10 protein-coding genes are annotated in these 11,849 nt (G+C 53.1%); 1 reads left to right on the forward strand and 9 read right to left on the reverse strand.

Features of this window, described 5'->3' with window-relative positions; translation table 11 throughout:
* Nucleotides 1-35 precede the first annotated feature (35 nt).
* From SNR34_RS23400 to SNR34_RS23420, 5 genes are all read right to left on the reverse strand, one after another.
* Nucleotides 36-2,087: an iron ABC transporter permease gene (locus SNR34_RS23400; protein WP_486180283.1), complete on the reverse strand. Its 2,052-nt coding sequence runs from the start codon at nt 2,085-2,087 to the stop codon at nt 36-38.
* Nucleotides 2,084-3,094 (reverse strand): ABC transporter substrate-binding protein, encoded by a 1,011-nt coding sequence (locus SNR34_RS23405; protein ID WP_486180284.1) that lies wholly within the window; start codon nt 3,092-3,094, stop codon nt 2,084-2,086. Before SNR34_RS23405 ends, SNR34_RS23400 begins: the two co-directional genes overlap by 4 nt.
* Nucleotides 3,095-3,329: 235 nt before the next feature.
* Entirely contained in the window at nt 3,330-3,875 is a 546-nt protein-coding gene (locus tag SNR34_RS23410) for a CueP family metal-binding protein (protein WP_236415794.1), read from the reverse strand.
* A gap of 176 nt (nt 3,876-4,051) precedes the next feature.
* On the reverse strand, nt 4,052-4,702 hold the full coding sequence (locus SNR34_RS23415) for a hypothetical protein (RefSeq protein ID WP_486180285.1): 651 nt from the start codon (nt 4,700-4,702) through the stop codon (nt 4,052-4,054).
* Nucleotides 4,703-4,750: 48 nt separating this feature from the next.
* Nucleotides 4,751-5,635, reverse strand: a complete 885-nt coding sequence (locus tag SNR34_RS23420; RefSeq protein WP_486180286.1) for an alpha/beta fold hydrolase — start codon at nt 5,633-5,635, stop codon at nt 4,751-4,753.
* Between the two features lie 156 nt (nt 5,636-5,791).
* Between SNR34_RS23420 and SNR34_RS23425 the strand changes: the two genes are divergently transcribed.
* The gene (locus tag SNR34_RS23425) at nt 5,792-6,505 is read left to right on the forward strand and encodes a MerR family DNA-binding transcriptional regulator (protein WP_486180287.1); all 714 of its coding nucleotides are present in this window, start codon (nt 5,792-5,794) and stop codon (nt 6,503-6,505) included.
* 182 nt (nt 6,506-6,687) lie between these two features.
* Here the strand turns inward: SNR34_RS23425 and SNR34_RS23430 are convergent, their stop codons facing one another.
* From SNR34_RS23430 to SNR34_RS23445, 4 genes are read right to left on the reverse strand one after another with little or no spacing between them, the layout of a single operon-like run.
* Nucleotides 6,688-8,061, reverse strand: coding sequence for a glycoside hydrolase family 30 protein (locus SNR34_RS23430; RefSeq protein WP_486180288.1), 1,374 nt, complete (start codon nt 8,059-8,061; stop codon nt 6,688-6,690).
* 21 nt (nt 8,062-8,082) lie between these two features.
* Nucleotides 8,083-9,720 (reverse strand): type 2 periplasmic-binding domain-containing protein, encoded by a 1,638-nt coding sequence (locus tag SNR34_RS23435; RefSeq protein WP_486180289.1) that lies wholly within the window; start codon nt 9,718-9,720, stop codon nt 8,083-8,085.
* A gap of 31 nt (nt 9,721-9,751) precedes the next feature.
* On the reverse strand, nt 9,752-10,639 hold the full coding sequence (locus SNR34_RS23440; RefSeq protein WP_486180290.1) for a carbohydrate ABC transporter permease: 888 nt from the start codon (nt 10,637-10,639) through the stop codon (nt 9,752-9,754).
* A 29-nt stretch (nt 10,640-10,668) separates the two neighbouring features.
* Entirely contained in the window at nt 10,669-11,664 is a 996-nt protein-coding gene (locus tag SNR34_RS23445; RefSeq protein WP_236415780.1) for an ABC transporter permease, read from the reverse strand.
* Nucleotides 11,665-11,849 lie beyond the last annotated feature (185 nt).

Here is an 11,849-nt window from a genome sequence, read left to right on the forward strand (position 1 = left end):
AAGAACGTTCAAGCAGCCGGCAGAAACGCGCGATATTATTTTACGGGTCTGCGCCAGTTGGAACGGTACATGAGATACAGGAAGTACGGCGCGCCGATGATCGCGATCAGCAATCCCGAAGGAATTTCCGTCGGTGCCATGACCGTTCGTCCGATGGTGTCTGTCAGCACCAGCAGCAAGGCGCCGACCAGCGCGGACAGAAACATCGAACGGCGCAGATGATGACCGGTCAGCAACCGGACCATATGCGGCGCAATCAGCCCGATGAATCCGACGGTCCCTACGCAAGCAACCGCGCCGGCTGCAAGCAGTACGCCCGTCGCCATCGCAAGCAGGCGCGTCCGGCGCACATGCAGGCCCAGTCCCGAAGCGCTCTGATCATCAAACACAAGCAGTTCGAACCGGCGGGCCAGCCACCAGGCCACGGGAATCAGAATCACCAGGAAGACAGCGATGATTTTCACCTGATCCCATGTGCGGGCATACGTGCTTCCGGTCAGCCAAATGTAGCTGCTTCCTCCGTATAATGAGCCTACGATGATCAGAATCTGAATGCCGGCTCCCGTAATGGCCGAGATTGCGATGCCGACCAGCAGCACGGCCGACGGATTCAGCCCTTTGTTCCAGGATAACGAGAAAATGATTCCCGCCGCAATGACTGCGCCGACGATAGCTGCCAAAGGCACCATGTAGATCGGAACGCCGGTCCACAATATCATGACCATCATCGCCCCAAGTCCCGCCCCGGACGTGACGCCTACGACCGAGGCGTCGGCGAGCGGATTGCGAACCGCCATCTGAATAAGCACGCCGGCAATGGCCAGAGCCGCTCCCGCCCCGGCGGCTACAAGCGTACGCGGAATGCGAAGCTGCACCATGGCCGAAAACGGACCGTCCGAGCTGAACAGGCTTGGCAGCAGATCTGCCAGCGGAATGCGCATTCCGCCAAACATCGTGCTCAGCAGCGTCACTCCAACGGTAACTACCGTGAACAGCACGGCCAGCCGCCGGAAAGGCCAGCGTCGCCCGCGCGAACCGGTGCTCATCGACGTGTTGGCGGCCGGTCCGTTCGCCGCTTTCATGCGGGTCAGCACCAGCCAGATCAACCAAGGCGCGCCGATGATCGCCATCATTGCCCCTGTAGGCAGTTCCAGGCTCGACTTGTGAATCATTTTGGAAAGAACGTCCGCCGCAATTAACAGCGCTGCTCCCCATACAAAAGCGCCTGGCAAAAGCCAGCGATGGGAGCGGGCGCCGCTCAGTCGAACGAGATGCGGCGCGACCAGCCCGACGAATCCGATCGGGCCGATGACGCTTACGATGACTGCCGCAAGAAGTACCGATACGAGCAAACCTACGGCACGAATCATCCCTACCCGCTGTCCGAGCGACGCCGCCGTCGATTCGTCCAAATCAAGCACGTCCCACTGCCTGGACAAGAAAAAAGCAACCAGCGTAATGCCGATGACCCAAGGCCAGGCATAGGTTACGCCGCTCCAATCGTTTTGCACGAGCGTACCGGAACCCCATAGAAACAGACCTTGCGTTTCCATCGAAAAAAAGATATGTAAAGCACTCGTAAACGAACCGAGCACCATGGATATGATCATGCCCGAGAGCGCGAGCCTGACCGGGCTTGAAGACCGCCCTCCGCCCATAACGTAGGCCGCAACAGCAGCCAGGAGCCCACCGAGCGCTGCGAACAAAAACGGAGACTTTTGCAGTACGCCCGGGAACATCACCGTTCCGAACACAACGGCGAAATAAGCGCCGGCATTGATGCCAAGCGTGTCCGATGCAGCCAGCGGATTACGCGTGATCGTTTGCAGCATCGCACCTGCCACGGCAAGCGCTCCGCCGGCCAAAATGCCGATGACCGTGCGCGGCATGCGCAGATCCCAGACCATGTTATGTTCCAGCGTATCCTGTCTGCCGGTCAGCGCATCAAAAACGGTATGCAGCGGGATCGAAGCTTCCCCGAAACACAAACTTACAAAAAAAAGCACGATGAGAGCGGTCAAGCCGCCCCCATAAATGCTTATCATTCGCCAGTTGAAAGATTGGCGCGCTGTCTGAACGGAACTCATTTCGTGATCGCCCCAACGACTTCGTCAACGAGCACTTTGGAAGACAGCGGACCGCCAAACGTCCAAGTTGTGCTCGCAATCGGGTAAGTGCGGTTTTCTTTCACAAAGTTCAAACCATTCCATACGGAATTATTTTTCACGCCTTCGCCAAAAACATCATCGTCCGGCTGCGTAATATAAATGAAGTTGCTATCCTGTACGTCCGACAATGCTTCGATGCCTACCGTCGTAAAACCGTAATCTTCAAGCTTTTCCGGCTGCCAGTCATTGATCAGGCCAATCTTCGCCAGCGTGCTGGAAACGACGGAATTGTCCGTGAACATGCGCAGCGATGCTGCATTTTGGTACGTGAACGCTTGGGTCAGCACGTAGTGGAAATCGGATTTGCCGGCAGCAGCCAGTTTTTCCTTGGCATCCGCATAGTGCTGGTCAAGGTCAGCCAACACTTCCTTCGCTTTGTCTTCTTTGCCCAGCGCAGTTGCGATGGTATTAAAAATGGAGACCATGTGGTCGTGATCGTAACCGCCTTTGTACGTATCGAATTCCAGCGTAGGTGCAATAGCTTTCAGTTGATCGTGAATCGCCTCATGGGATCTTTTATCGGAAATGATGAGATCCGGCTTCAGAGAAGCAATCGTCTCCAGGTTCGGCTCGTTGCGTGCGCCGACATCGGTTACGTTGCTATCCAGCGCAGCTTCGGAAGTGACGTATACTTTATAATTTTCATTATCCGCGTTACCGACAGGCTGTACGCCCAGAGCAATGACATCTTCCGTAAATGTCCATTCCAGAACAACAACGCGTTCTGCCGGCTTGTCGAGTTTTACCTCGCCGCGATCGTCTGTTACTGTGATCGGACCTGCAGCATTTTCAGTCTGCGCACCGCCCGTATTTTGTTGGCCCGCTTCGGATGCGCTCCCGCCAGCACTATTATTCGAAGATCCACATCCCGCCAGCGCAAGAGCAAAAACAACCAATAGCGCAATTCCGTTCCAACCTTTTCTCATGTTCGTAAGTCTCCCCCTGTTTATATGTATAGACATGATAATAATTCTCATTATCACTCATAAAATTATGCGACATGATTGGGGGTTTGTCAACAACATTGATGATATCACTCAACAATTCTAGGAATGACAACTTAAAGGCCCGCCGGAAGCGAGCCCTTTTCTGCGGGATATTCTTCTTTGACGTGATTGTTCACGCAAAGCCCTTCTTTTTACCTTTGTACAACTTATGGAATCAGCTTAACTGCATCGTTGTAATGCATGTATTGTCTTGGTCGTATGTAGAGATCTGTGCTTCGGCGACCTTTCCGTCATGAACCATCTTGACAAGATAACTTCTGTCTCTGGGCAGCCAAATGTCAACGAAACCATTGGATGCCGTCTTGAGCGAAGAATCTTTCATGAGCGTATTTCCTTCGGAATCGAGAATGGTGACGAGAAAATCCTCGTTTTTCATTTCCCCTTGGCAACCGGTCAGACTGTGGATCTCGCAGGGATGGGTTTGCTGTACATACGGGGCAATGGATAAAAAGAAGGCATCTTCCGGCAAATCATAATCCGCCGTTTGACCGTCGTTCCCTACGACCGTCAGCGTTTTTGCATCAATGGAGGCCGATTGGGCGGACACCTTGCCTGCCCCGATATCCTCGACCAGCTGTTTGATATTGATATGATCCCCGGATGGCAGCGCCGTTTCTTCTTTCTGCAAGTTTCCGGCAATCAGATACGTTCCCAATGCAACGACAACTAACACCCCTGCGGCCCACGTCGCTTTTTTCATTCTGGCGTTCATCTCCTTGTCCGTTTTATTTTATTATAAAGGAGAAGCTGTCCAAGTGAGCGATTCGACCGCCCATTTCACCATATTTTCACACTTTTAACCGATTGTTCCTGCCCCGTCGTTTCAGCGCTTTCCGTTCAAATCTCAGAGAGTACACGATCCGTTTTTATGCGCCATTAGCTGAACTGCCAAAAGCCTGCCACCAGCTCTTTCCCTCCACCCTTGTGGAACCCGGAATAAAGAAACAACGCCCCATAACCAAAAACATACTCTTCGGCGAGACCATCCGCATAACCGTCTTCATCGATCTGAATGAAGAAATCATATCCCTCCTCCAGAAGAGCGGAAGTATAGTGTCTTTCATCCTGAATTAATCGGGGATTGCCCCCGATTTTCACGAGAAAAGCTTGCTCCCTCGCTTCTTCATCAGCCTTGCGTATTGGTGCGCTCAGTGCATGCCTTTCCAAATCGGGATGGGCATATCGTGCTGACAGGCTTGGCGGTGAATGCGGGTGGCGAATGACCCTGACGGCGCAAGCCGGATAGATGTTATTTTCGAAATGCGTGTCCTCGTCGCAGGGCACAAAGACCGACAGCATGTCTCCAGCCTGCCCACCCCGTTCCAGCCCTGCAGTAACTTCAGCCGGCATAACCAGGGCCATGTAAAAGCGATAATCCCCGTCTGCAAGATTGTCTTGCTCCCGCTCATTGTCGAAATAAGCTGGTGCGCTGCCGCCAATCCACCCCGACGTAAAAACGTCCGATCGTTCGGCGTAATATAACAAGCTGTGAGTCCGTTCTTCGAAAAGCTCTTTCCAGAGTGACATATCTAAGCTCCCTTCCATATACAGCATCTTTCCACAAATAACGTAATATCAGGTTCGTTTGGCAAGCCAACGTTTAAGCAAAGGCAAAACCACGGCAGGCTGCATCGCCCCGGTATGGTCCATTCGCTCTCCTTTGACGATCTCAACGTCCCACCCATATGCTTCGAGTTCATGCCTGTGCCGCTTCAAGCGATCCGCGATATCTACCCTGACGTTTCCAAACGATTCACCATATTCTATCAAATCAAGTTCCCCTGCAAAGGCCAATTTGGGCATGCCCGAGACGGGATGGATGATTCGGTCATCGAAATCGGCAAGATGCTGGTACATGGTCATGAACTGTTTGCATTGATCGGGATGGATGCTCACCTCCACCTCGTTCCAATCGATGTCTTCGGGTTCTACGAGCTTTTTGTCCTGCGCTCCCGTTTCCTGCCCTGCTCCTTCCTTGTTCTGATTCGATAGCGCCTGTTCATAGGTTTTCGTCGTTACGGTCAACATTTCTTTATAGGGTCCGCCGTAGGGCGGGAAACCTCCCATGATCAGTCCGTTCAGCCGATCCGTGCGAATGGAAAGTTGGAGTCCGGCAAGCGCAAGCCAGGAGTAACCGTAGTACCAGAATCGGTCCACTTGCATCTGGTCCGCGATTCGCAGCATATCATTGGTGATATGCTCAGGCGTAAAACGGTCAGGTTCAGGCTGTGCCATGTAATGTCCTTCATAATCAAAATACAGCACGCAAAAGTCGTCCGACAACCCTTGTACCAGTTTCTCGCCCAGTTCGGGGTCCACCCCCCACAATCGCAGCATTTCCGCCTCTTCGCCATATACGGCAGGTTTGGTCCCCGGCAGCATGACGACGCCCTCTTTCGGGTTACCCACCAAGCCAACCTCGATCATTGAACCATTGGGCAGCGTTACCTTCTTTTTCAACAAACTCACTCCTTTTTCTTCACTTGTCTTCAGTCTATAACATGGATGCAATCTTTCGGTTCGGGTGCAAGTTTTCCTTAAAGAATGGTACCTGCAGCGGGAATATGTTATCGTAGCACTTTAAGGTTTAAGTTCAAGGTTAAGGAGCAGATGGACATGGACAGGATATTCACTCCCAGCGAGATGGCTTCCGCGTTAAACGTCAGCACGACCACGCTGCGCCGTTACGAGGAACAAGGACTGATTCCCGATGTACCGCGTACTCCCGGCAATCGCAGAACATACATGGGCGTTCATTTACACGCATTTGTCGCGATCCGGAGCCTGCTGAGTGCTTATGATATTCCCGTGGTGTACGCAGCTATGCGGGAAATCAGGCAAGGTGAGAAGCTGAAGGCGTTATGGCTCGTAAACGGGCAGCTGACCCACGCACAGTCGGAGAAAGAACGGGTTGAAAAGATCTGGTCCATGCTGCGCGATTCAAACCGGGGAAATCCGATGGCGGCAGACGTGCCGGACGGACTGACGATTGGCAAGGCTGCAGGGCTGGCCGGGGTCAATGCCTCTGCCATTCGCCATTGGGAGAAGGAAGGGTTGATTCATTCGGAACGTGACCCCATGAACGGTTATCGGACCTACCCGGCAAACCAAACGAGAAGAATTTTGCTGATCAGCAGTTTGCGCAAAACGGTGTATTATATCGGCCATATGAAGCAGCTCCTCGAACTGTTGGAAGAACGTGACCCTGTTCAGGTCGAAAGCTCGCTCAGTCTTGCCATGACAAAGCTGAACGAGCGGCTCGTGCGGCAGTATGCAGGCATCCAGGCCCTTATGCGATACATCGAAGCACTTGATGAATATAAATCGTAACCGAACAACGTTCCATATTCGCCAAAACGCCATTACGGTCTGCCTTATCCATGATGAACGGAAAACAGGCGAGGAACATTCCCCGCCTGTTTTCTTTGTACAGCGACTGTTTTGGCACGAGCTGGCCTCACATCACCTTTGCTGTTTTGAGTTCCATTTCCCCATCCGACCCTGGCAGCCCCTCAGTCCCTCACGCCAAAGGCAAGCGTTAACGCGCTCTTGGCCTCCATGCCGAAACTCATCGTTTCGTATCCCGGCACCCTTACTTCCACGCTCTCCGAATGAGACCGGTCATTGAACAGCACCACGGCAATCGATCCGTCCACGTTCCGGAACGCTACCGTTGGCACGGCATCGTCACTGTTTGAACCTATGCGTACGGCTCCGGGACGAATATGTTTGCTGAAATGAGCCAGCGCGTAATAATCAAGCGTATAGGTGAGCTCCCGCGTTTGCTGGTTGATCTTCACGATGCCCCGGCATGTACTGTTGCCGAATCCTGGCACCGTCGGTCCGTTCTCTTCGTCCAGCGCCATATTCCACAGCACGAACGAACGGCTGTGATTGCGCAGAATGCCGATGCCCGTCCGCATCACGTTGCTGAACGCCTGCTCGAACGGCGGTATCCATTCTCCGCCAGATCCTTCCGTAAAGTGCACTTCTTTCTCCGGAAAAGCAGCCCACACATCGCTCTGCGCCGAGGAGCTTCCGCCGTACCAATGCCATGCCACTCCGTCTACCGCGTCGCTCGCCTGTTCCAACACTTCCAGCGGATATTCCGGCTTATCCCAGTTGTGGTCATAACAGAAAATTTTGGTGCTGATGCCGTTCGCTGCGAACTTCGGTTTCAGATGCTCGCGGACAAATCTGGCCTGATCGGCGGCCGGGAAAATCATGCCCGGATAATGCGGCGGCGAAAACAGCGCCTCGTTCTGAGGCGTTACGGCGTATACGGGGATGCCGTGCTCCGCGTAAGCCTGTACATAGCGGACGAAATAATCGGCGTACGTCGCGTACCACTCTTCTTTCAGCGTGCCGCCGATCATGGAGCCGCTGGTTTTCATCCAGCCTGGCGGGCTCCAGGGCGAGCCCATCATTTTAAGCTGCGGATTCAGCTGCAACGCCTCTTTCATCAGCGGAACGACGTCCTGCTCATCATGGGCGATCGTAAACCACTCCAGTTCGGGGTCGGTCTCGCCCTCGGGCAGATCATTATAACTATAGAACTCGCGGGCATAATCGGAAGCGCCCATCGGATTGCGAATGACGGACAGGCCGATCCCCCGTTTATCGTCAAACAGCTTGGGCATCAGCTCCGCGCGCTGTTCCGCGCTCAACACCTGATGGATCAGATAAGCGGCCGAATCCGTGAATGACGCGCCGAATCCGTCCATTTCCTGATACCGCTCGCGGTCGTCAACGACGATGACGCGTGCATCGACGGAAGAAGGAGCCGGGGCCAGCTCCGCTTTCGTTTTTTTCGCAAACAATTGCCCTTCCCCGTTCGATTCGTAGATCAAAACTTCGCTTTTGCCCCTATCCATGTTCGTGTTCATGTTCACGCCTCCTGTCCCCGGTTACAGACCGAGCTTTTCCTTGTTGGCTTTCATTTTTTCACTGCGAATGTCCACGATTTTGCTCCAACCGTTGCTGTCCAAAAACTGCTTGTAATCGTTCAGAATGGCCTCGAACTGCGCATCATCCTTGGCCCGGATCATGCTGACCATCGTGCTGTTCCATTTGGTGTTGATCGCGGTCAGTCCGAGGGCTTCCGGCGTGCCCTGATCCGGGTCGATGTTTTCCAGAATAAAGTGGGGTACCAATTTGCCCTCGCCCCATTGCTGCATTTGCTTGATCGATTCCGGGAAGGCGTCTTCGCTATAGGCTTTGTGTTTGTCGTGCCCGAAGAACATGAATTCGCCCATGCGGTACTCCTTTTTGAATTTGTCCGCATTGGTCTGCTGCAGCTCCTTGATTTCCGGCGTGAACTGAACCGAACCATCCGCATTCTTCACATAGGTCTCGCCTTCGATGCCGTAGTTCATGAGCATCTGTCCTTCCTCGCTCAGCAGGTACGTGAACAACTGCATCGATTTGGCCGGATCGGCATTTTGTTTGGTGATAAAACTCACCATCCAGCCGGAGATCCCGGATTGGTTCAGCTTGGGCTTGTTGCCCGCCGTGCTTTGCGGCCCGTCCACGGCCATATATGCCTTGTCCGGATTAGCCGACATGAAAATTTGCAGGTTGCCCCCCTGCTGCGGCGTGCCGTCCAGCAGAATCGTCGCGTATTTGCCGGACTTGACCTTCTCTTCGAATGCAGTGCCGTCATCCGCAAAGCTGTCGTCGCTGATGTTCCCGTCCCGGTGAACCTGGTTCAGCGTCCGGAGCCATGCCAAATAATCGTCGTCCAGGTTGCGGTTGTAGAAACCGCCATTGCCGTCCTCCAGCGGAACGCCGATAAAATCCTGCAGCACGTCGCCGAGGGACCCGGTGCCTTCGCCGATCGAGTTGAACCCGAACGGGATCAGCTCTGGAAACCGTTCCTTGATCTGCTGCATGGCAGAACGGAATTCCTCCGGCGTGCCGAAGTCGGGACGACCAAGCGCCTCATAGACGTCCTTGCGAATGATGAACGCCGTTTTGGCCGGGATCGTGCCATCGTTGTAATCCGCCTGCGTATTGGAGTAATTCGGATATCCATACGTTTTGCCGTCGGACAGCTGGAACCATTTGAGCGTATCCTGGGCGGCGACGGTGTTAAAATAAGGATCGTACTTTTCCGCCAGATCGTTCAACGGAAGCGCCCATGAGGAAGCTTTTTGCACAACCGGGGAGTTGATGCCAAACGTCGTGATAAGATCCGGCATCTCTCCGCCTGCAAAAAACGTGTTCAACTTCGTGTCGTCTCCGGTAATGAACTTGATGTCCAGGTTCAGGTCTTCCTTGATTTTTTTCGTCACGACATCTTTGCCGTAATCCGTGTTCCACCAGTCCGCGTTGACATACCAGGTAAGCTGCGTCGGTTCCTCCTTGGTATCCAGCTTCCAGGCAGGTGTGCTTGCATCCGGCGTGTAGCGCCCTTCAATGGATACCCAGTTATCTCCCTTGGAGCCGCTCCCCCCTCCGCAGGCGCTGGCAACGAGCATAAAAGCCATTAGAACAGCGGTCAGGGTAATCCTTTTCGATCTTTTGCGTTGCATTTTCGTGGTCATGTTACATTCCCTCCTTTTGGATATAAAGCGCTTACTCTTTGACAGCACCAAGCATCATGCCGGAGATAAAGTACTTTTGCAGCAGCGGATAAATAATGACGATCGGCAATGTCGTGATCACGATGGTAGCCAGCTGCACACCCTTGGTCGCCGTTTCGATCACAACAGACCCCGCCACATTTTGCATCGATTGCGTTTGCGACTGAACGATGATTTCGTACAGCTTCATCTGCAGCGGATACAATGCTTCGCTCGTGACATACAGCTTCGTCGTCATAAAGTCGTTCCATTGGCCAACCCCGTTAAATAGTGCAATCGTCGCCATGGCCGGCATCGATAACGGAATGAACAGGCTGAGGAAAATGCGCCAATCCCCCGCACCGTCAATCTTTGCCGACTCCTCCAGCGAATCGGGCACCCCTCTGAAAAAATTCATCAGAATGATCACGTCGTAGTAACTTAGCAGGGCAGGAATGATGTACACCCAGAAGCTGTCCAGCATGCCCAGGTCCTTAATCAGCAAATAGGTCGGAATCATGCCGCCTGAGAAAAACATCGTAATGACGCCCATGGAAACGTACACTTTGCGCCCCCGCACGTATTGTTTGCTGAGGCCGTACGCCACCATCGCACAGAAGAAAACATGGGTCACAACGCCGATGACCGTTTTGGAGATCGAGATGAAGAAGGCCTGCCATATGGAGGAATCCCGGAACACGGCCCGATAGTTTTCCAGGGACAGCTCGGAGGGCCAGAAGATGTACCCTCCCTCTGCCAGCGCTCTGCTGGAAGCGAATGATGAAACGATGACGTTCCATAGCGGAACCACAATCGCGATCATCGTGATGACGAGCAGCACGACATTCACCGCGTTAAAAATTCGGCTGTCGGTATCGCCCTTGATTGCTTTTGAACTCACGGATTTCCCTCCTTTTGTCGCTCTCCGCTTTACAGAACGGATTGATTGTCGTTAAGCTTGCTTGTTATTTTGTTGGCGGTGACGAGCAGAATGACCGAAACGATCGATACGCCAAGACCGACTGCAGTCGCGTAGGAAAAGTCTCCCTGCGTCATCCCCATGCGGTACACGTAAGAATTGATGACCTCCGCCTTTTCCCTGTTCTGGGAGTTCATCAGCACGAGCGTCTGATCGAGGTTAGACCCCAACAAGCCGCTGACGGTCAGGATCAGATTCAGGCTGATGATCATCTTCATGTTCGGAATCGTGATGTTCCAGATTTGACGCATCCGGTTCGCTCCGTCGATTTTGGCCGCTTCGTAATACGTCGGGTCGATTTTGGCCATCACCGCGAGGTACAGAATCGTGCCCCAGCCCGCCTCCTTCCAAATGTCGGAGAGAACCGCGATCCACCAATATTTGCTCGGGTCAAGCAAAATGTTTTGCGGCTGGCTGATGAGGCCTAAGGACAACAGGATCTGGTTGAAGAGGCCGGTCGTCGACACCCAGGTGATCAGCATGCCGCCAAGCACGATCCAGGACAGAAAATGCGGAAGATACGATATCGTCTGCACGATTTTTTTGAAACGGCTCCCGCTGACCTCGTAAATCATGATCGCCAGAATGATCGGCACCACGAAGCCGATGGCCAGCTTCAGAAAGCTGATGCCCAGCGTATTGACGACCGAATCCCAGAAATACGGATCGGTCAGGATGATCCTGAAGTTATCCAGCCCCACCCAAGGGGCGCTGTCGATCGTATCGATGACCGTATAATTTTTGAAAGCAATGGTCAGACCGTAGATCGGGATAAAATTGAATACGATCATGAAAATGACGCCAGGCAAAATCATGGATTGAAGCTCCCACTGCCTGATGAAATCCGTGCAAAATGCCTTGGCACGCTGCACGACAGGCTTTTTGCCCGGCGGCCGCACCATTGCGCCCGCTGCCTCAGCCGACGTAGCCGCCGCTGGTTTGCTCATGTGTCTCGCCCCTTTTTATTCGTTTTTATAAAATTCGCCCAAATAATAAAAACGTTTTTATTTTTGAGCAAAAAAATTTATCCCCAGATTTTTTTCAAATCCCCTTTTTCAAAGGGAAAATCCGGTGATAAGCCTATGCTTCCGAAGCAGCTTTCTTTCAGAAAGCTTTTAGAACGCTTCGCTTC

The sequence above is a fragment of the Paenibacillus sp. XP01 genome (assembly GCF_057364885.1).

Coding starts and splice junctions, on each gene's coding strand:
- SNR34_RS23400 (WP_486180283.1), bottom strand. CDS start 2,087: ATGAGTTCCGTTCAGACAGCGCGCCAATCTTTCAACTGGCGAATGATA.
- SNR34_RS23405 (WP_486180284.1), bottom strand. CDS start 3,094: ATGAGAAAAGGTTGGAACGGAATTGCGCTATTGGTTGTTTTTGCTCTT.
- SNR34_RS23410 (WP_236415794.1), bottom strand. CDS start 3,875: ATGAAAAAAGCGACGTGGGCCGCAGGGGTGTTAGTTGTCGTTGCATTG.
- SNR34_RS23415 (WP_486180285.1), bottom strand. CDS start 4,702: ATGTCACTCTGGAAAGAGCTTTTCGAAGAACGGACTCACAGCTTGTTA.
- SNR34_RS23425 (WP_486180287.1), top strand. CDS start 5,792: ATGGACAGGATATTCACTCCCAGCGAGATGGCTTCCGCGTTAAACGTC.
- SNR34_RS23430 (WP_486180288.1), bottom strand. CDS start 8,061: ATGAACACGAACATGGATAGGGGCAAAAGCGAAGTTTTGATCTACGAA.
- SNR34_RS23435 (WP_486180289.1), bottom strand. CDS start 9,720: ATGACCACGAAAATGCAACGCAAAAGATCGAAAAGGATTACCCTGACC.
- SNR34_RS23445 (WP_236415780.1), bottom strand. CDS start 11,664: ATGAGCAAACCAGCGGCGGCTACGTCGGCTGAGGCAGCGGGCGCAATG.